Source organism: Lysinibacillus sp. K60 (genome assembly GCF_019731275.1).
Taxonomy (GTDB): Bacteria; Bacillota; Bacilli; order Bacillales_A; family Planococcaceae; genus Lysinibacillus; species Lysinibacillus capsici.
In genome coordinates, this window is sequence record NZ_JAASJR010000012.1 from 69,010 (window position 1) to 86,499 (window position 17,490).

Here is a 17,490-nt window from a genome sequence, read left to right on the forward strand (position 1 = left end):
TTTATTTTACCACACGATTAAAATTCTTATATAACTTTCCTTACTTAATTACAAAATAATTTTGATTACCCTTGAGAAATTTTCAAACTTCAATTTGCACTAAATTTTTTCTTCCACTCTTCATAACTCATAAATGGCACCGTTACACTCGGCGGTTTAACCTGTTGATACGCTTTGTTAAAAGCTTGTCTGTAAGTTAGCCCTTGATCAGACATATAAGCATCAATACGCGCAGCCAATTGCTTTTGGTAAGTATCATCCATGTAATCTCTACCTCTTAGATATTCAGGAAGCTTGCCATTAATCATGTATATCGTATGACAACGACACTGGATATCCATTGAAGCAATGCCCCATAACCTCGGTGCTTTTGATTTCCACTTGCCATAGTGAAAGTAGCCATCTTTATCAGCTTTCTGACCATCTAGCTTTTTATGAGACTTACGAACTCTCATATCAAGTGATGACATCCATACCTTTGTTAATTTTGCTGTTTTGCTCGCCTGTTCCTCAATAGCTAGGTCAACTTGCGACCTTACTCGACCACCTTCTGTTCTGGCAACAAGAATAGTCTTTTCCTTGTCCATCCCATTGCGTTCTCGATTCGAATTGCCATGTCTGTGTAGCTTTCACCAGCCTGTAGGCTTTGAGCTATCTCGATGTTCAAACGCCTAATAATTTCGTTCCTATGAGCTTCAAATATCTTCGGAAGTGTTAAAAATTCAACAGGATTTGTTAACGCTGCTTGAATCACCTCAACAGATGGTATTTTAAAGCCCATTTCTTCGCCTGTAGACTGTTGTAAGAGATAAGCCATTAGTAAGTATCTCTCAATATAAAGTCGTTCCTCTGAAGCTTGTATGAGTTTAATAATCTCTTTGTAATCAGCATTCAACTGTTGTGCAATCAACTTCATCTCTTGATTAAAGCGATTGTATTTGTTAACGTCTGTCCAAGTAGCTTGACCGTTCTTACCGAACTTCTTATGCATCTCAAGCATTTGAAATAGTATCGTCTTTAATCGTCGTCCAAAAACAATCTCAATATCCCTCTCAGCTTTAGCTTCTAAATCATCTAAGATACGATTGATTTTCTGTTGATTCATGACTCATCAACTTCTTTCGAATCTTCGTCATCCTCATTCAAAGGTTCAAGCCCATTACCAAACAGTTGTTCATCCTTCTGCATTTCTTCAAGTTCATACTCCACATCATCAACAACAGACAACTTAGAAAGGCGAGTACGCTCTGACACTAATCCTTTTAACGCTTGTGATGCCTGAGCCTCGGACAGCAAATCAATAGGAATGTTGCGTTTATATTCATACCAAACTTTCAAGTAATCGTCTTTTGAGCAAATACCTTTTTTGGCCCATGCACTACATAAAACTTTGAATTGGTAACGTAAAGCTGTCGTAAACTTTCGCTCCATCGTTTTGCATTTATTCTCAAGCGCCATAAGTTTATACGTAACTGTCCATCTTTATCGATAATGTCTGTCTTAACTGGATGTGCTGGATTTTCTGGGTTAGTATCTAAGAGGATTTGAGCCCCTGGATATGAACACCGTGAGATAACCTCTTTGACAAACATGTCATGTAATGCGGTACCTTCGTTTAAAAATCCACCTGCTGCAGTAAAACCACGTGCCTTTTTCCATGCATCCGCATTGGTTCCATCAAAGCAATAAACCTTATTACCGAATACATGAACAGCATTAGTTTTATCCAACTTTAATTCTTTACCTAAGATAGCCTCCATATCATCAAGCACATTCCGACGAATACTTGCTTGTGTGGATCCACCAATAATAAAAGAGAGCCCTTGGTTTTCGAACTTAGCAATATGCATTAAAAAAAGCAGTATAAGAATAAATGTCTTACCTGCCCTCTTGGCACCACTAGCAGCTAATATTTTAGGTTTTTCATGAATAAAGCAGTCCATAACCTCTTTTTGTTTTGGTGTGAGCTCTGACATTATTCATCACCTGCCATACGACGTAACATTTTCGCAATTTCTGATTCTTGCTTATTACTATCAGGGTTTTTGAGTTTGCTAATTTCGGTTTTTGTTTTATCGACGGACAATTGCATCTGCTCAAGCTTCAAGCGTCGTTCATCGTCCTGGTCAGCCATCTCAACAAACTGACGAATAAAAGAACGCAACTCCCCAATTGCTCTTGATTGTGCAGTGAGTAGTTGCGCCTGTCTTTCCCATGCGAATTGGAATTCATATTCTTCTTCAGTTACAGCCTTTTCTACGCCTCCGTCATCTTCTTTAGAACGCGGATAGTATTCGTATTTTGCTTTTTTGAGCTCCTTTATGATTTCGTCTTTTGATTCAACGTGCATAATACGTTGAGCCCTTATAATTGCAGCATATTGTATTATCTGATCCCAGATTAGATCGGCTGGAGAACGCTCGTTCATCGTTTCCATGATTTCGAGTGTTTCTTCAGGCAAGAACTTAGCAAAGAATCCATGTGTTGTTGCATTCTGATTTTGCTTTGGTGCACCATGCCCCTTAGCATTGGAATTACCTGATGGAGCCCCCCGACTTCGTTTAGTAACGTTACCATTGGATTTAGTAACGTTACCTTTCAATTGATCATCCCATTTATCTTGATCCTTCCACTTTCTGATTTGTGAGTCGGATAAATCTAACTGCTCTGCAATATCCTTCAGGAGCACTTGCCCTTTGCTTTCAAGCCACATTTGAAACGCTTCATCACGTTTCGGATTTCTAGGTCTAGCCATATCTCATACACCACCACCTCCATCATTTGTTTGTTTTGTAATCACCTCATTATGCTAGTTGCACATTTCTTAAAAAATATGAGCCGGCCATGTATGTCATGCTCCGAACGAACTTGTGGAGCGCGGGTCCGGTCGTCGGTCTGTCTTTCCCTAATATTTAGGTTTTGATAAATACCAATATAGGAAAACCTTACCACGCCGTCCTGCCTCCCATTTTACATTATTATTTTTAGCTCACCTAATCTATAACGAATGTAACATATATAACGTTTGTAACATCTATCACATTTGTAACTTTTACAACAAATTTTCAAGAACTTTTTAAAATTCCCTCTTGAACCTCAAGTTACTTTAGGTTATATGATAAACCTATACTTTTGATAGGAGGAATTTTGATGAATAAGGTTAAAAAGTTTTCTATTGGTGAATTTTCTGAAAAGACAGGAATTCCAATTCCTACTTTGCATTACTATGATGAAATTGGTTTACTACAACCCGAAAAGAATCCTTCTTCAGGGCATCGCACTTACTATTTTCAAGATATTATTACCTTGCAAAAAATTCTCAGCCTAAAATTCCTAGGGTATAGTCTAGATAAAATAGCTATTTTGTTACATGAGTCAAGTTTTAACGTTGATTTGAATGAAAGTTTATCTCTGCATTTAAATGCTTTAGTAAGTGAAAAGGAAAAAATTGAACAATCAATCCAAGCGATTAATAGAGTAATAAAGTTAGTCGAAGAAGAAGGAGAAGTAGATAGTACGATATTATTTAGCCTTATATACAATATGAAAGTAGAACATAAACACGAAGAATGGATGGAACGTCATAGTTTAACGGACATCAAAGAAGAGCTTTCAATCAAATCAGAGGATGATAAAATTACCTTGGATAAAACATTTATTAAATTATCTAAAGAAATGAAACAATTATATGGTAAACCTATAGATGACTATAAAGTACAAGAGATGGTCAAAAACTATTTAGATTCAATTTTTTCATTTCTTGGTGACGATTTGATACAAAAGTTAGCTGATACTAATGTGGAAGAACTGGATATTCAAGAACTTGAATATATGACAATTTCTCCTTTCACTGAAGATGAACAAAAATGGTTTAATCAAGCAATAGAATTTTATATGAAACAAGTAGAAATGGAATAAAAACAACTCTATTTGTAGGGGTACAAGGCCCCTACATCATTCCATCATTTGATTTACAATGTTATCCTTAATACGTTTAATGCTCGTTACTGATAAAGCCATGTGTTGGCCTATCCAACGTTGTGATTTGCCGTCTAACATCCAGTTCAATACCTGAACTTCTCTATCGCCATTAACTCGTTCAATTAGCTTCTGAACCTCTAAAAGCTTCTTCTCATACTCTGCAACACGCTTAATATTTTTAGAACGTCTAATAGCTTCCTGCATAATTGGATCGCCTACACCACCTACTGCCTTTGGTAGTGTAGCCTCAATCCCATACTGTGCCGTTTTTGCCCCTATAACCATTTCTGCTCGCATTTCTTTGATGGCGTTAACCATCCAGTGGTAGTCTGTAATCATTGAATCTAAAGCATCTGGTGTAATCGTTAGTGTTCTTTCTTTTAACATAGGTTTGCCCTCCTAAGTTGTGATATACTACTTTTACTAGATTGTCTTAAAAGGGCATAAACCAATTCGAGCTGTAGCGTGTGCAAACGCTGCGGCTTTTTCAAAAAAGGAATGATGATGTGAACCAATTAATTCTATATGTCAGCTACAAACCAAGCTTGTAGGGAGTGCTGATTCTTCCCTTGACCTCCCTGCAAGCTTGGGTTTCTCAAGGGAGCTGATATTGATGAAAAACCGTTCTAAAGCCTATATTCGTCATCAGAGAGAGCGAATTATCCGAAAGAAATGGTCAATTTTAAAAGATGTAATGTTACGTGAAAGTGAGTTCATGCCTGTACGTGGTACATTAAACAAAGGAAAAATTCATTGCTCTTGTAGAATGTGCCGATACGAGCAGTATCACTCGATTCCAAAAGCCAAACATAAAGCAAAATTAAAAGCTATGAAAAAGGAAATAGACGATTATGTCTATTTCCTTTTTTAGTATTTCCTTACATCCTTTTTAGTTTGCTTTACCAGTTAGGACACTGTAACTTTTTTGTGTTACAATTTACAAAAAAATACATAACGAGGTAATTAAATGGATATATTTACAGATATATCGAGTGGCGGCAGTCTGTTATTTTTTATACCACCACTGATCTTACTGCCAGTTGTAATGATAGGATGTGCCGTAATTTATAAAATCCTATTGGGCAGTATTTTGCCAAAGAAGGTTTACAACTTTTTGCTTGGCCCAATTGCCCTTCTTGGATTCTTTATTTGGGCTATCCCAATGAACATGGGATTTTATGAGTTTTTTAGAGCGATATTATAATCGCTCTATTTTCATTTAACCCTCATATTGTGCAGTAATATATATTTATAATTCCCACAAAAACCTTCACAGAATTGTCACTTACTAAGTATTTATAAAATTTATATACTTACTCAAGTAACGAAAGGAGTGTTGACGTATGCCAACTACTAGAAAAGAAAGTCTATATTTTGGTTTAATAATGTGTTTTGGAATGGTACTTTTTATGACCCTTTATAACTTCTACCTTAATGATACATTTGGACAAATTTCTTTCTTAGGTGGAATTACTAATTTTTTAATAGGTTTTATTGTTGCTATCATTCTTGACTTGTACCTAGTGGGACCTATAGCTAAAAAAATAGCTTTCAAATTAACAGCAAATACATCAAATGTTCTATTTAAGATTCTAACAATATCTACATGCATGGTTATTGGAATGGCTTTTTTTATGTCTATTTATGGTTTGATAACAAGTTATTTTCACAATGGATTTTATTCCAATTCGATTATTAAAGAATTCCTTTCTGTGTTTTGTAGGAATTTTATTGTAGCATTACCTTTGCAAATTATTATTATGGGACCAATTGTACGTTTTTTATTTAATAAGTTTATAAAAACTTCTCCAAATAACTTAGTATTAAAAAATTAAGTTGAAACATATTATTTACGTTTCTAGTAACCTAAGAGATTTATTCTTTTTGGTTACTTTTTTACTGAACAATTTCTTTCACTTGCTCCCATCATCCCAATTCCACAAGCTCAATTGTCCTTTAGCTGGCACTGGTTCAAGTAAAACTTTCATTGTTTTCAGCTCCCATGCATATCGACCATCCATAAAATCACCAAAGTACAGTTCATCACTCTCTAATTTTTTTCCGAATTCCATGCCTGCAGCACTTAACTCAGGCAACGGTGATAGAGAATATGTACTCACTTGAAAATAATGCAAAAATAGTCACTCACTGTTTTTCGAATTAGTGACTTTCTTTATAAGCATAACTGGCTATAATCTCTTCAACTTGGGGTGCTTTCCCCTCATTTTTTTAATTAAGAATAGTAAACTTTTTCTACTTTATATAATGTTTGCTCGATAGTCGAGCAGAGAACGGCATCCACTTTGTAAAATTTAACTCGAAAGTATAAACTTTTCAAAAAGTTCTTTATATTATTTTTTTGCTTAAAGGCAGGGAGAAATTCTGAATTTTTCTTCACATCACCGAAACTTTGAATCCATTGCTCTACATGAGCCTGACTAAGTATTTTTCTATTTAAAACACTAATTATGGATTTTACCATTCTCTCATCTTCCCCATCGGAGTAAATTCGATCTGTTATGGTCATCTTTTCGTAAACCAAATCGAGGATAGTTAAGAGGTCATTTTTATCCAGTTCGGAACATTGTGCCAAATCATCTAAAGCATCCGCTGCATGGGCTATGGCATGAGCCCAGCCTTTTTCTTCGTCATACCCACGGTAATCTCGCTCTTCTTGTACACTGTAAAATACTTTCTCTTTTATGTGATGAATTTGCTCACTTGAGAGAAATGGTGATTCTCTATGCCTCGTGAAGAGGAGCGGTATGACTAGCATGGAGAAAGATCGAGTGAAGACAGAGTCTGTATTTGTTTCACCAAGCTTAAAAAGCAAATGGCTTTTATCCAAAACAACTGGTAAAAGTTGTTCTAGTTCGTTTGCAGTTAGAGATTTATCAGGAATCCAGTGTGATAAGGTTGTATAAATTAGCTCATCACGTAGTTGGGCATCCAAAGAACCGATGTTATTTATCATTTCTAGTATCAACTGAAATCTATCGGGTGGTGCTTGGTACCCATTTTCTTTTATTACTATCAACTTTTCTTTTAAATTCATTTTACACGCTCCTACTAGAAATTATCTGAACTAACTTTTTCAAGAGTTTCTACTAACTATACGGCTTTTTCCGTACCCTTCTTCCCTTCCTATATTGAATACTAATTTTTTCTCCTTTTAAAAAAAACATCTGTTCACTTATTTAATTATAAGCGAACAGATAATGAACTTTCCATATTTAAACAGCTTCATTATTCATTAACTACTTTTTGGCTCTTTTTGTTTCATTCTACTTTGTAACAACGGGTATGATATTTTCATCTCTGCGGACCATTCTGATTACGTTGTAACCCTTTGCCCTTAAAAGGTTGAAAGCAACATCGTCTGTTAGTGCTTTATGTTCTTCGTGTGTTAAATGTAAGCTTGATAAACCTATAATTGGTACATTGTCAGGCTTGCGTTTGAATAAAAATTTTGCTGGCACTATTACTTCATAGCTCATAATCTTCACCCCTTTTTATAGATATTCCTACATTTTAGGTTAATTCCCTTCCATAAAACCGATGACCGACTTTTATTTCTATGTACAAAACATATCTAATTACCTAAAATGGTAAATAGTAGTTAGATATATTGAGGTGAATACAAATGAATAATTGTCCTAATTGTTTAGCTAGTAATCCTTTTAAGAAAGTATATAGAGATGGTTTAGTATTTGTGAAATGTGAATACTGTAATACGATTTTTGAAGATATTACGACGAGAAAAACAAGAGAAGTGTCGGAGAGAGTACGAAACGAAGTCCAAAATGATGTGCAAAAAGAAAAATCTTCAGGTAAGGCTCTAGCAATTGGGATAGGACTTATGATCCTTTATTTTATTATTGATACTATATCTAAACTATATTAAATTATAAAATAAAAGTTTGTTATATGAACAAGGGTATTTATGCTATCTCAATCTTTCTGTTAAAAGAATGAAAAAAGCCCAGGCACAAATATTTAAGTACCTGTGCTTTTTTATATACACGTATAACGAAGTTTCCCAAAATGGTAAATAGGCCATAAAAAGGTAAGGAGGGGTATTTATGAAAAATTGCCCTAACTGTTTAGCTACAAACTCATATAAAAAATTTCACAAAGAAAACACTGAAATATACGTATGTGAATATTGTGGTGCAGTATCAGAAGATTATACAATAGAAACTCATATAGAATTTAATCATTCGGAAACAGTAAGAGAGTCAGAAAATAGAACCTACTATTATAGAGAAGTGACTCCATCAAGATGGCCGAAAAAAATTGCACTAATTTTGATTAGTATAATAGGATTATTAGTAATTGGACAATCCATAGAATTGTTTTTTTCAGACGAAGAAAAGCCAATAAAACAAATCTCAACCATTACGCCCGAAAAGTTTCGAAAGCTCAAAGTAGGTATGAGTGAAGAAACCGTAAAAGAAATCGTAGGATACGGTGCCTTGCACAAAGATGGAGATAAACTTAATTATAAGGGAGAAAACGGTGTAGAAGAAAATTCTAGGGTAAGTTTAGAATTTTATAATGGTAAGTTAGAAGCTATATATGAATTCGGATTAATTACAAAAAGGAAATATTAATATGGTTATCCATAAATTACTTTACTACTCTAGCAAAATTATTTAGACCAAAACTGCATTGGACTCGGACAATTGCACATTAAATAGATCATGTGAAAACTTAAACTTATTACGATTTAGACGCCCAAACTTGGTTGCTAACCCATCTGAATATGCAGCAGCTATTACCCGCTTATCAAAAAGACGGAAACGATTCTGTTACCGTCATACTTTTACCATGTCGTGGTGGCATCTCTATTAATATAGATAACTGTTCACCATCGACCACACGTTGGAGCACATCACAAATTAATTCAGTATGAAAAAAGCGCTTATAATGGCTAAGATTTACATATTCAACATAATCACGGTAGAAGCGGCTTGCCGGTTTCATCTTTTAAAATTTCCTCAACCTTGCCAAAATCTGAATAATCCGTAATATCAGCGAATGCTATATTAATGTACCTTTGCAACACATCACGAGCATCTAACATCACACTGTCAGCTAATTGCTGTTTTAACCGCATGATTTCTTCTTTTATACCTTCAATTACCATCAAACGATGAGCATTTCGATTAGCTGTTATCTAGTCGCATTGATATGCTTTTTGATAAGCTTTTGTAGCATTGAAGTATCTAACGTAATACATACAAAAAAGCAACTGTTTATCGTTGAGACCGTCACTTGGGACAATATCAAACTGTACAGTTGCTTGCGATTCCGCTTCAAGACGATCATACCAGCTATCTTTGTTTTTCCACCCACGTATAGTTCCATCAGATACACCTAGTTGCTCAGCTATATCCTTTTGCTTTATATCACCGTTATGTGCTTTGTAAATATTATACGCTTGGTCACGTCTTGGATCCCTTGCTCTAGCCATATCTCATTTTTTTGTTTTGTAATCACCCCATTATGCTAGTTGCTTAATTCAATGAAAATAAAAAACCACGCTCGAATGAACGTGATCTGAAAGCTATATTTATTTATCAAAAAACTCTGTTACACATAAAGTATAAATAAACTTTTGTATTTTATTCATCCGGTAATGACTCTATGGAATCATGTTTATTACATGTAATAAGCTTAGCTTTAAATTCTATACTTGTTGAAAGTTTCTGCAACATACTTAACTCATTAGCCAACTTTTCTATTTCAACAAATCCCTGACTTTGCAATCTAGAAGTGTCTAGTTCAAGCTGTTTTAATGACTGTTGAATTAATTCTAAATTCTCCATATATTTTTCTAAAATCTTTTCAGTATCCAATATATCATCCTGATTGTTTGTGTCTTTAATCATTTAACGACTCTTCCTTTCTCTCTATAAAGTCATCTTTACCATGTATATTTTTAATACATGAGATATTAATTAACATCTTAGGAAATGGAATAAAAACACCTCTTAAATCCTATTTAATTAACACCATTATAAAGGTGTTTAACTTATTTAACAAATTACCATTTTCATAGTTAATTGCATAATAAAAAAGCCACACCTATTGGTTATGGCTTTGTAAATTAATGAAGGAAGTACATACATAACTGTCACTGCTGCTCCAAATGGAAGAGCCCCATCACCTGTTACAATTCTGACAGATAATAAATCACATTTATTTATAGCATAGTTAGCTGTTGTTGAACCACAGCAATTGGGGTTTGCGGCAGTATTTGGCCCTGTTACTGAAGCAATAACACCTGTTGAAATGGGGTCAGTAAAACCACAGCTTCTACTAATAACTTTCTTCAGCCGTTACTGTATCTGCAGCTGTTAGTGTATTATCACGTACATTTAAAACTAATCCAGTTATGATTGCATTTTCTGATATACATGGGGCTTAGAATCTAAAGAAACATTCATTTTTCTCACAACCCGCACATATTGTTTGCATTTAGGCTTTTATAAATACCAAGTGAAGAAGGATTTACCTGTCCGACCTCCCCTCCATTTGGCACATTTGTAACATTTCATAAACTTAACTACATCGGGCCTCTTAGTTTAAGGCTGCTTTCTCAAAGATTATTGCTTCTGGTTTGGCTATTCTTTCCTGTAAAGATTAAGATGCACCTACCGTCTACTATTTTACCACAAAAACCCATATCGTTATTCAACTATACTGCTCCATTAATTTTAAATCCATTTGACACCTCAAAATTTGTTTTCTAAACGATACATAATTTTACCAAATAAATCTTCTAAAAATGTATAATCGTTCTATTTTCGTTTAATCTTTAAAATTTTCAATATCGCTTACACAATATTAGGTGTTACTACTACGGTATTTTGTCTTTGTATATGGATTCACCTTTGTTTACAGATTCACTTCTATTACACTTTCTACTAAACAATTCACACTTTGCTTTTATTTTTAAAGAAACTTGATTAATAAGTCTAATGAATGTAGAAGCGTAATGCATATTATGAAAAGGTAATCTGCAGATTATTAATCTTTCGTTAAATGGAGGTGAAAATTACATGCCTTTAACTACTGGGCCAATTGAAAATACAGGAAATCTACCAGCTAATGCATCTAGCGTTCGTATCAAAGTTCTTAATCTCACTGGAGGTTTATTAACAGGAGTAGTAAGGGTTTTCAGACTAAACGGCACGAGACAATTATTATCAACAACACCTTTTGCTGCTAATGCCAACGCTTCTACTTTTGTAACGCCAAGTGTAGGTGGATCTGCTCAATATGAAGTTGAGATTGTTCCTAATCAAACAGGCGGATTATACAGCGTTTACGGTCGAACAGCTTCAGGTGTAATCATCGATGCCCAACGATTTGTGAACTCAGAATTAACACCGATTCTTTAATTTTATAAACAGATTTTATCAATTAAAATCTAGGAAGCCTTATACTCAGTTATAAGGCTTTTCGTATTATTCATTTCCCCTTTCAATTTCTCTCTGATCGAGGCTTTGAGTAAAACCCTACAGTCAATTTTTGTCGTCACCTTTCTATACTGAAATACATAGAATACGTTTGAGGTAATTCATCACTATGAAAGTAAAGGGGATATTAATTAAAATGAATAAAAATAATCCACAACAACCTTCTGTGACTACAGAAATTCAGATAGCAAGACTTGCCTATATTGGGGCCTCAATTGCAACTCTGGGCGATGGTCTTTCTGCTGTTGCAGCTGGTTTAGCATTAAATGCTCTAGAAAAATCAAATAACGAGAATCCTCAAGCCAAAAATAGTGACCAATCTAAAGAAGTAGAAGATCTTCAGAAGCAAATAGATTATTTAATAAACGAACTAAAACAAGTAAAAAAATTAATGAAATAACCTAATTTTTCCTAAATACTTTTAAAAATGACATTGAAAATAATAAGTAAAAAGGAGGGTAAACATTTGCAATACAATGTACAACAAACTTTAAACAATAGATTAATTCTCGACCTTAATAAAGCCATTAATGGCGAATATAATGCTATTCGATTTTATAAGCATTTAGCACAACTTGCTCCAAATGAAGAAGTTAAAAATCGTATACTAGAAATACGAAAAGATGAAATGAGACATTTCCAAGGTTTTGTTTATACCTATACTTACCTAACTGGTCAACAACCATCTCCACAGATAAACGAAACATTACCACAGAATTTTAAGAGTGGTATCCTAACTGCATTTAAAGATGAACAAGAAGCAGTTGAATTTTATCACCGTGTTGCTAGAGAATATAATATTCCTTATATTAGTAATCAATTTAGTTCAAATGCTTCAGACGAACAGAATCACGCAGTTTGGTTTTTATTCTTTATTAACCAATATTGATAAAGAAACATTACCGACTAAATGTCGGTTTTTTTATTTATTAACTGTACTTATGAATAATACTTTCAATTCACTACAGAGCTATAAAAAACTAAACTTGTATATGTTAATTTCAAAACAAACTCAGCTGTTCATATTTTTGTTCTTTGACAGATTCATCCACTATTTCAGGCACATTCTGCACCATTTCTTCTATTTTTTGCACCTTGCTTATCGTTAACATTAGCCGCTTCTAGCGTGGTTCTTACTCTAACTTTTCTAACAGCCTGTAGTTCCTCTCCCTTAGTGTTAATTTCGAAAGTGTAAAATAAATGATTATTGCAGAAATAATTCCAATAAGAGCACCTAGAATTACCTCTAAAGGATAATGAACTCCTATCCAAATACGTGAAATTCAGACTAATATAGCAAGCAAAATCCATAGAATCCATTTTCCTTTTTTCAATAACCAAAGGGACATATAGAATGAAAAAAATAATATGGTATGATCACTTGGAAATGAATTATTTATTCTTTTTCTATCAACTGATTTGTATTCGAAAGGACAGCAAATGGTTGGTGATTAAAATGTAATAACCCTGCAAATTTCCCTATAATTTCAGCCAAAACGAAAGCAATACTTGGCGCACATGAGCATTATCCTAATATTATTGTCATTTTGATTTGAAACTCTTAATGATTAGTTGTCTCAATTGCTCGTTTCTACACGTACAAGTGAACGTGTTTTTTTTTGCATATTCATAATGTATAATTGAATCAATCTGAATAATGCAATATTTACCACTTTATGTTATCCTTATATAAATTATTAGGAAGCCTCGGGGGTTGTTATGCGTTGAAAATACATTCTACAAATAGATATATTATATTTATTTTCGGTATTACTTTGATGATAACTGGAGTGGGAAGATTATCTGGTTTCCTTGAATATGATTCAGTTATTCCAAATCAATCTGTTGCACTACTATACATACCTATTGGCGTTTTTGTAATGTTCATTTCTTACTTTGTTAAACCAAAAAAAGAAAAAGGTTAATAGTTTACTATCTTTCAAGCACCTTCCTCATATTGTGTAGTTAGAAACTGTAAACAACCATCCTTGAAATATCTCTTTAATTCTCTTTTCCTAACAACCATTTCTTTATTGTTATTTACTAATCTTACATACTTACTATTCTTTGTTAGCTTGAAAGTATAACTATCGTATGTTTCAACTTTAAAACCTATGGTATAGGTTCTGCGATACTCTAATTTGCTAGGTAGCCACCCCAGCTTATGACGTAACATAAATGGTTTCATAAAACATACTCCTTTATTATCAATTCATATCAATTTACTGACAGCCCATATTGACTTTCGCAATTTTGTACTTCCTCCATCAACATCAAATACTCATATTGTGCAATAATCAAACCAAACCATATTTTCAAATATTACCTAATCATGTTATTATTTCGTAAGTCATTACCTAAATATCAGGAGTTGTTATAAAATGAAAACACATTCTAAAATTGGACATATCATATTTGTTTTAGGCATCGTATCACTTTCAATCGGATCAGCGAGATTAACTGGTGCTCTAGAATACAATTCATTTATTTCAAATAAATCTATTGCAATACTATTCATTGCTATAGGGGTTTCTGTTATGTCCATTTCATTCTTTGTAAAACCTCTAAAAGTTAAATAACTTTACAGAACAATATCTCTTAGATATTTAACTCCAATTGACCTGTTATTTCTTGTACATGATCATTCCAAGCAATTTGATAATTACTTGCTATCAGAGTTAGCAGGAACAATTTAAAAAGCCTCTAACAGTCAAAGTGATAGTTGCCATCTACGTTTAAAAAAGACTATTAACGATATAACCAGTACTCATATTTTTATAAGTGACCTGACTTTACTGAGAAAGTAAATTAATTTCTTTATTACGAATATGAACAACTCCTGTATTACTAACTTTTATATTCACCTCTGTAATGCCTCTTTTTAAAATATGTTCTATTGTATATCTAATCTCCCATTCTTTAACCTGACCAAGATCATTTGAAATACTAGCATGGCTAGATTTCTTATTTTCACTATGAATAATGACTGTCCCTTCACATTCATATACCTTTACAACACCACCCATAAAACCAGAAGCAATAGTTACAACATCGACTCTTTCTTTTGTTATATCTCGAAATGTTTTAGTTGGAAAATTATATATTTTCGCCATTTTGACCTCTCCTTTTTCAGAACATTCGTTTGTACTTATAATAGAACAAGTGTTTGCTCTTTAGCAAGGTAAAATTTATGAAAATAAAAATATTTTGTTATTTGATAGTGATTAAATTCTTTCTTCTAAATACTATAAAGCTAAGATTTATATATAACTCGTTAATTTTTTAATGATAAAATATTAAATACAAAAAAATCCAGGCTCAAAATTAATTGAGTACCTGGGCTTTTTTGTCGTCGGAGTATTGCTTTTGTAGATTAACACTTCTACCTGTACAACTTCTGAACAAAATATCATAAAATCTTGGATATTTTTGTTGTTTTGCTTTCATTGTTATAGACTATCTTCTAATTTTATTAAATCTGCAATTTCACGGACTGGTCCGTTGCAAGTAATGCGTCAATTCTTTCATTTTGATCAATCTCTCTAAAACTATTAAAAGTGGGGTACAAATGAGGTACGGTTTAACCGAACCTCCCCTCCCCTCCCCTTTGATATCAAGGGGTTTCTATACCTGTCTAACGAAGCGTATCTAAATGTATTTAACTGCGGTACGCGCACTTTTGTACCTCCGTTTGTACAATGCATATTCAGTTGCTATTGAAGCACCACTTTCTTTCTGTTTTATTAATACCTCCAGTAGTTTTAGCAGACTGTAGATCAACTCAATAAGGTTTGATTTATTTAGTAAGTCCCAAAGGCAATGTTCACATCTTTTTAAGAAGCTTCTTTACAAATCATTAGTAAATTGCCATCTAAATCTTTGAACACAAAATAAAAATTATCCTGAATCTCTGTAACAAGTTCAACATTATTCTCTTTCATAAATTGATAAGAAGCTTCAATATCATCGGTCAAAAGCTGAATTGACGGAACTTGGTAAGTGGAAATATCACCATCTTCTTTTCTCCACTTTGGCATGGAATCTAAAATTAATCCAGCTGTACCTTTCATAGGTACCACGAATAAATGTCCAAAATATTCTTCTCCCCCTTCCAAACCTAGTATTTTTCTGTACCATTCTTTTGCTTTCTCTAGGTTACGAACTGGAACAAATACACCTCCAATTCTGTTTTTTATTGGTGATTTGTAGTCATGGCTAGTCACAAATACATCCTCCTTAATAATTTATTTCTACTTGTGGAACTCTATATTTTTTCTATTTTAACGTGATATTCTACTATTCCTTCTTGTACTAACCTTCTCGATAAGTTGAAGGAACAACACTTTTAGAAATAACTAAATAGAAGCAGCTTAAAATATTGTTTCTCATCTTCAGACGTTCGTTTCAAACGTTCAATTCGAACGTCAAACAGCTTTAATTATTGGTATATTCTATTCCTTTATTTTCTAAACACATCATTAAAACCAACAATTTTCTTCTTTATTTTTCTCTAAAATTTGTTTTATTTTATTATCTGTATTTAATAATACTTGTTTAATTTGTATAATCTGATGTTCTCTTTGTATCATCTGCTCATACTTTTCTTGGAATATAACTTTTATTTCAAGCAGGTTTTGTATTTCTTCTTTTGTCAGTTTTTTATTTTGATCAATATTTCCCGACCAATCAAAAAGCATTTTGATTTCTTGAAGAGTAAATCCCGTTTGTTTAAGTTTAAGGATTGCTTCCACTGTATCAATGTCTTTCTTGTTATAATTGCGGTGCTTATTTTTAATTTCTGGATGCAATAATTTCATTTTTTCATAATAACGTATCGTATCTTTACTAAGACCAGTACATATTGCAAATTCACCAATTTTCATTATGATCCCCTTCTATAATATAAATTTATAAACCATTAGGGCAATTATACAATGGAAAATGAAACGAATGATATGATGGCTGAAAGTAATTCGTCCATGTGTTAACCTCCCTTCTGTAACTGCTAGTATATGTAACAAGATAAATGCAATTATTAGTAATATAAATAACCAACCTTTGTTTGGTATACATAGTATTAAGAGAATACTTATCGATACGATAACAAATATGAATGTTCGTACTTCAAATCCAACTTCTTTCCATTTTTTTATCCCTGCTACTCCTATTAAAACTGCGTACAACCCAATTAGTATAATCGTAAAAATTATCATCTCCATCACTCCATTCTTTGATTTCATTCATCTTAAAAGATGGAGCCGACTCCATGTCAACAGCCTTGAACAAGCTTTGGTTTAAATTCGAAGTAAAAGAAAAGCCTCCATTTAGGAATCTCCCTAAATGTTTTTTTAATCGATTGATTAGTACAACCGTGCTAAAATAAATGCATGAGTAAAAAAATAAAACAACTAATCAAAAAGAAAAGTCATTTATTGAAAAAGCTCGTAGAACTCAAATTGTCGAATGTGCTATTGAAACCATTGCAGAGGTGGGTTACGCTCAAGCTTCTTTAGGTCAAATTGCAAAACGTGCACAAATCAGTAAGGGGGTTATCTCCTATCACTTTGCAAGCAAGGGGGAATTATTAGAGCAAGTAATTTATGATTACTATATGGCATGTCAAGCTTATACTGCTCCTCTAATAGAAAATCAAAAATCTCCTTTAGATATGCTTAGCGTTTATATTGAATCAAATCTTAGATTCATAGATGAAAATCGGCAACATGTTTTCGCTGTCATTGAAATTGTTTCTAATGAAAGAACTGCTGATGGCAAACTTCGATTTGCGGCGGACCATGATGATGCTATTTTTCTTCCCATAGAAAACATACTTACACTAGGAATGCACGCGGGTGTTTTCCGAGAATTCACCAAATTGGGTTCAAGAGTAATGGCGTTAGCGATAAGAAATTCCATTGACGGTTTCACTATTGAATTAATGAGAAATCCCCAGTTAAATGTTGAGGAATATACGAGAGAACTAATTACAATATTCGTTAAAACAACTAAAAAATAATATGTC

Annotated in this window: 26 protein-coding genes and 2 pseudogenes; 12 read left to right on the forward strand and 16 right to left on the reverse strand. The window is 33.3% G+C overall.

Annotation, left to right across the window (positions count from 1 at the left end):
* Positions 1-89 precede the first annotated feature (89 nt).
* The 5 genes and pseudogenes from HCH28_RS20765 to terS form a co-directional block, all read right to left on the reverse strand.
* Entirely contained in the window at positions 90-587 is a 498-nt protein-coding gene (locus HCH28_RS20765) for a phage minor head protein (RefSeq protein ID WP_221682900.1), read from the reverse strand.
* Positions 536-1,105 carry a hypothetical protein gene (locus tag HCH28_RS20770; RefSeq protein WP_221682901.1) on the reverse strand — a complete coding sequence of 190 codons (570 nt, stop codon included), beginning with the start codon at positions 1,103-1,105 and terminating at the stop codon, positions 536-538. Before HCH28_RS20770 ends, HCH28_RS20765 begins: the two co-directional genes overlap by 52 nt.
* Entirely contained in the window at positions 1,102-1,458 is a 357-nt protein-coding gene (locus HCH28_RS20775; RefSeq protein WP_221682902.1) for a phage portal protein, read from the reverse strand. Before HCH28_RS20775 ends, HCH28_RS20770 begins: the two co-directional genes overlap by 4 nt.
* Positions 1,437-1,976 (reverse strand): annotated as a pseudogene (locus tag HCH28_RS20780) (PBSX family phage terminase large subunit); the annotation flags it as partial. The gene HCH28_RS20775 and the pseudogene HCH28_RS20780, both read right to left, overlap by 22 nt.
* Positions 1,976-2,755: a phage terminase small subunit gene (gene terS, locus HCH28_RS20785; RefSeq protein ID WP_221682903.1), complete on the reverse strand. Its 780-nt coding sequence runs from the start codon at positions 2,753-2,755 to the stop codon at positions 1,976-1,978. The pseudogene HCH28_RS20780 and the gene terS, both read right to left, overlap by 1 nt.
* 395 nt (positions 2,756-3,150) lie before the next feature.
* On the opposite strand from terS, the gene HCH28_RS20790 reads away from it, so the two are divergent.
* Positions 3,151-3,918: a MerR family transcriptional regulator gene (locus HCH28_RS20790; RefSeq protein ID WP_221682904.1), complete on the forward strand. Its 768-nt coding sequence runs from the start codon at positions 3,151-3,153 to the stop codon at positions 3,916-3,918.
* Between the two features lie 36 nt (positions 3,919-3,954).
* Here the strand turns inward: HCH28_RS20790 and HCH28_RS20795 are convergent, their stop codons facing one another.
* Positions 3,955-4,368, reverse strand: coding sequence for a LuxR C-terminal-related transcriptional regulator (locus HCH28_RS20795; RefSeq protein ID WP_221682905.1), 414 nt, complete (start codon positions 4,366-4,368; stop codon positions 3,955-3,957).
* A gap of 226 nt (positions 4,369-4,594) precedes the next feature.
* On the opposite strand from HCH28_RS20795, the gene HCH28_RS20800 reads away from it, so the two are divergent.
* The 3 genes from HCH28_RS20800 (at position 4,595) to HCH28_RS20810 (ending at position 5,816) form a co-directional block, all read left to right on the forward strand.
* Positions 4,595-4,852, forward strand: coding sequence for a hypothetical protein (locus tag HCH28_RS20800; protein ID WP_221682906.1), 258 nt, complete (start codon positions 4,595-4,597; stop codon positions 4,850-4,852).
* Positions 4,853-4,948: 96 nt separating this feature from the next.
* A complete protein-coding gene (locus tag HCH28_RS20805) occupies positions 4,949-5,185 on the forward strand; it encodes a hypothetical protein (RefSeq protein ID WP_221682907.1) in 237 nt (78 codons plus the stop codon).
* A 139-nt stretch (positions 5,186-5,324) separates the two neighbouring features.
* Positions 5,325-5,816 carry a DUF2798 domain-containing protein gene (locus HCH28_RS20810; RefSeq protein WP_221682908.1) on the forward strand — a complete coding sequence of 164 codons (492 nt, stop codon included), beginning with the start codon at positions 5,325-5,327 and terminating at the stop codon, positions 5,814-5,816.
* Between the two features lie 78 nt (positions 5,817-5,894).
* On the opposite strand, the gene HCH28_RS20815 is transcribed toward HCH28_RS20810, so the two are convergent.
* The 3 genes from HCH28_RS20815 to HCH28_RS20825 all read right to left on the reverse strand — a co-directional run bounded on the left by HCH28_RS20815 (position 5,895) and on the right by HCH28_RS20825 (position 7,478).
* Positions 5,895-6,116 (reverse strand): hypothetical protein, encoded by a 222-nt coding sequence (locus tag HCH28_RS20815; RefSeq protein WP_221682909.1) that lies wholly within the window; start codon positions 6,114-6,116, stop codon positions 5,895-5,897.
* Between the two features lie 98 nt (positions 6,117-6,214).
* Entirely contained in the window at positions 6,215-7,036 is an 822-nt protein-coding gene (locus HCH28_RS20820; protein WP_221682910.1) for a DUF2785 domain-containing protein, read from the reverse strand.
* A 229-nt stretch (positions 7,037-7,265) separates the two neighbouring features.
* Positions 7,266-7,478 carry a hypothetical protein gene (locus HCH28_RS20825; protein ID WP_221682911.1) on the reverse strand — a complete coding sequence of 71 codons (213 nt, stop codon included), beginning with the start codon at positions 7,476-7,478 and terminating at the stop codon, positions 7,266-7,268.
* A gap of 146 nt (positions 7,479-7,624) precedes the next feature.
* Between HCH28_RS20825 and HCH28_RS20830 the strand changes: the two genes are divergently transcribed.
* Both HCH28_RS20830 and HCH28_RS20835 read left to right on the forward strand, forming a co-directional pair.
* Entirely contained in the window at positions 7,625-7,885 is a 261-nt protein-coding gene (locus tag HCH28_RS20830) for a hypothetical protein (protein ID WP_221682912.1), read from the forward strand.
* Positions 7,886-8,063: 178 nt separating this feature from the next.
* Positions 8,064-8,594 carry a hypothetical protein gene (locus HCH28_RS20835; RefSeq protein WP_221682913.1) on the forward strand — a complete coding sequence of 177 codons (531 nt, stop codon included), beginning with the start codon at positions 8,064-8,066 and terminating at the stop codon, positions 8,592-8,594.
* Positions 8,595-8,769: 175 nt separating this feature from the next.
* On the opposite strand, the gene HCH28_RS20840 is transcribed toward HCH28_RS20835, so the two are convergent.
* The 3 genes and pseudogenes from HCH28_RS20840 to HCH28_RS20855 form a co-directional block, all read right to left on the reverse strand.
* Positions 8,770-8,967 carry a hypothetical protein gene (locus HCH28_RS20840; RefSeq protein WP_221682968.1) on the reverse strand — a complete coding sequence of 66 codons (198 nt, stop codon included), beginning with the start codon at positions 8,965-8,967 and terminating at the stop codon, positions 8,770-8,772.
* Positions 8,939-9,457, reverse strand: a pseudogene (locus HCH28_RS25205) (terminase small subunit). The gene HCH28_RS20840 and the pseudogene HCH28_RS25205 overlap by 29 nt, the downstream one beginning before the upstream one ends.
* 151 nt (positions 9,458-9,608) lie before the next feature.
* Positions 9,609-9,875: a hypothetical protein gene (locus tag HCH28_RS20855; RefSeq protein ID WP_221682916.1), complete on the reverse strand. Its 267-nt coding sequence runs from the start codon at positions 9,873-9,875 to the stop codon at positions 9,609-9,611.
* A gap of 1,173 nt (positions 9,876-11,048) precedes the next feature.
* On the opposite strand from HCH28_RS20855, the gene HCH28_RS20860 reads away from it, so the two are divergent.
* From HCH28_RS20860 to HCH28_RS20875, 4 genes are all read left to right on the forward strand, one after another.
* Positions 11,049-11,390 (forward strand): hypothetical protein, encoded by a 342-nt coding sequence (locus HCH28_RS20860; protein WP_004225235.1) that lies wholly within the window; start codon positions 11,049-11,051, stop codon positions 11,388-11,390.
* 214 nt (positions 11,391-11,604) lie between these two features.
* A complete protein-coding gene (locus tag HCH28_RS20865) occupies positions 11,605-11,868 on the forward strand; it encodes a translation initiation factor 2 (protein WP_255601712.1) in 264 nt (87 codons plus the stop codon).
* Between the two features lie 66 nt (positions 11,869-11,934).
* Positions 11,935-12,357: a ferritin-like domain-containing protein gene (locus HCH28_RS20870; RefSeq protein ID WP_221682918.1), complete on the forward strand. Its 423-nt coding sequence runs from the start codon at positions 11,935-11,937 to the stop codon at positions 12,355-12,357.
* 835 nt (positions 12,358-13,192) lie between these two features.
* A complete protein-coding gene (locus tag HCH28_RS20875) occupies positions 13,193-13,393 on the forward strand; it encodes a hypothetical protein (protein WP_221682919.1) in 201 nt (66 codons plus the stop codon).
* Positions 13,394-13,407: 14 nt separating this feature from the next.
* Here the strand turns inward: HCH28_RS20875 and HCH28_RS20880 are convergent, their stop codons facing one another.
* Positions 13,408-13,656: a hypothetical protein gene (locus tag HCH28_RS20880; RefSeq protein WP_004225224.1), complete on the reverse strand. Its 249-nt coding sequence runs from the start codon at positions 13,654-13,656 to the stop codon at positions 13,408-13,410.
* 193 nt (positions 13,657-13,849) lie between these two features.
* Here HCH28_RS20880 and HCH28_RS20885 point away from each other — a divergent pair, with 193 nt between their 5' ends.
* A complete protein-coding gene (locus HCH28_RS20885; RefSeq protein WP_221682920.1) occupies positions 13,850-14,047 on the forward strand; it encodes a hypothetical protein in 198 nt (65 codons plus the stop codon).
* A gap of 213 nt (positions 14,048-14,260) precedes the next feature.
* Here the strand turns inward: HCH28_RS20885 and HCH28_RS20890 are convergent, their stop codons facing one another.
* The 3 genes from HCH28_RS20890 to HCH28_RS20900 form a co-directional block, all read right to left on the reverse strand.
* The gene (locus tag HCH28_RS20890) at positions 14,261-14,581 is read right to left on the reverse strand and encodes a DUF1827 family protein (protein WP_221682921.1); all 321 of its coding nucleotides are present in this window, start codon (positions 14,579-14,581) and stop codon (positions 14,261-14,263) included.
* A gap of 720 nt (positions 14,582-15,301) precedes the next feature.
* On the reverse strand, positions 15,302-15,691 hold the full coding sequence (locus HCH28_RS20895) for a VOC family protein (protein ID WP_009370423.1): 390 nt from the start codon (positions 15,689-15,691) through the stop codon (positions 15,302-15,304).
* Between the two features lie 255 nt (positions 15,692-15,946).
* On the reverse strand, positions 15,947-16,351 hold the full coding sequence (locus HCH28_RS20900; RefSeq protein WP_221682922.1) for a helix-turn-helix domain-containing protein: 405 nt from the start codon (positions 16,349-16,351) through the stop codon (positions 15,947-15,949).
* A 572-nt stretch (positions 16,352-16,923) separates the two neighbouring features.
* On the opposite strand from HCH28_RS20900, the gene HCH28_RS20905 reads away from it, so the two are divergent.
* Complete coding sequence (locus HCH28_RS20905) at positions 16,924-17,484, forward strand: TetR/AcrR family transcriptional regulator (protein ID WP_370635390.1); 561 nt, start codon at positions 16,924-16,926, stop codon at positions 17,482-17,484.
* Positions 17,485-17,490: the final 6 nt, after the last annotated feature.

What these genes read in the sequence shown, in the direction of transcription:
- HCH28_RS20765 (WP_221682900.1), bottom strand. Translation starts at nt 587, where the DNA reads ATGGACAAGGAAAAGACTATTCTTGTTGCCAGAACAGAAGGTGGTCGA.
- HCH28_RS20770 (WP_221682901.1), bottom strand. Translation starts at nt 1,105, where the DNA reads ATGAATCAACAGAAAATCAATCGTATCTTAGATGATTTAGAAGCTAAA.
- HCH28_RS20775 (WP_221682902.1), bottom strand. Translation starts at nt 1,458, where the DNA reads ATGGCGCTTGAGAATAAATGCAAAACGATGGAGCGAAAGTTTACGACA.
- terS (WP_221682903.1), bottom strand. Translation starts at nt 2,755, where the DNA reads ATGGCTAGACCTAGAAATCCGAAACGTGATGAAGCGTTTCAAATGTGG.
- HCH28_RS20790 (WP_221682904.1), top strand. Translation starts at nt 3,151, where the DNA reads ATGAATAAGGTTAAAAAGTTTTCTATTGGTGAATTTTCTGAAAAGACA.
- HCH28_RS20795 (WP_221682905.1), bottom strand. Translation starts at nt 4,368, where the DNA reads ATGTTAAAAGAAAGAACACTAACGATTACACCAGATGCTTTAGATTCA.
- HCH28_RS20800 (WP_221682906.1), top strand. Translation starts at nt 4,595, where the DNA reads ATGAAAAACCGTTCTAAAGCCTATATTCGTCATCAGAGAGAGCGAATT.
- HCH28_RS20805 (WP_221682907.1), top strand. Translation starts at nt 4,949, where the DNA reads ATGGATATATTTACAGATATATCGAGTGGCGGCAGTCTGTTATTTTTT.
- HCH28_RS20810 (WP_221682908.1), top strand. Translation starts at nt 5,325, where the DNA reads ATGCCAACTACTAGAAAAGAAAGTCTATATTTTGGTTTAATAATGTGT.
- HCH28_RS20820 (WP_221682910.1), bottom strand. Translation starts at nt 7,036, where the DNA reads ATGAATTTAAAAGAAAAGTTGATAGTAATAAAAGAAAATGGGTACCAA.
- HCH28_RS20825 (WP_221682911.1), bottom strand. Translation starts at nt 7,478, where the DNA reads ATGAGCTATGAAGTAATAGTGCCAGCAAAATTTTTATTCAAACGCAAG.
- HCH28_RS20830 (WP_221682912.1), top strand. Translation starts at nt 7,625, where the DNA reads ATGAATAATTGTCCTAATTGTTTAGCTAGTAATCCTTTTAAGAAAGTA.
- HCH28_RS20835 (WP_221682913.1), top strand. Translation starts at nt 8,064, where the DNA reads ATGAAAAATTGCCCTAACTGTTTAGCTACAAACTCATATAAAAAATTT.
- HCH28_RS20840 (WP_221682968.1), bottom strand. Translation starts at nt 8,967, where the DNA reads ATGAAACCGGCAAGCCGCTTCTACCGTGATTATGTTGAATATGTAAAT.
- HCH28_RS20855 (WP_221682916.1), bottom strand. Translation starts at nt 9,875, where the DNA reads ATGATTAAAGACACAAACAATCAGGATGATATATTGGATACTGAAAAG.
- HCH28_RS20860 (WP_004225235.1), top strand. Translation starts at nt 11,049, where the DNA reads ATGCCTTTAACTACTGGGCCAATTGAAAATACAGGAAATCTACCAGCT.
- HCH28_RS20865 (WP_255601712.1), top strand. Translation starts at nt 11,605, where the DNA reads ATGAATAAAAATAATCCACAACAACCTTCTGTGACTACAGAAATTCAG.
- HCH28_RS20880 (WP_004225224.1), bottom strand. Translation starts at nt 13,656, where the DNA reads ATGAAACCATTTATGTTACGTCATAAGCTGGGGTGGCTACCTAGCAAA.
- HCH28_RS20885 (WP_221682920.1), top strand. Translation starts at nt 13,850, where the DNA reads ATGAAAACACATTCTAAAATTGGACATATCATATTTGTTTTAGGCATC.
- HCH28_RS20890 (WP_221682921.1), bottom strand. Translation starts at nt 14,581, where the DNA reads ATGGCGAAAATATATAATTTTCCAACTAAAACATTTCGAGATATAACA.
- HCH28_RS20900 (WP_221682922.1), bottom strand. Translation starts at nt 16,351, where the DNA reads ATGAAAATTGGTGAATTTGCAATATGTACTGGTCTTAGTAAAGATACG.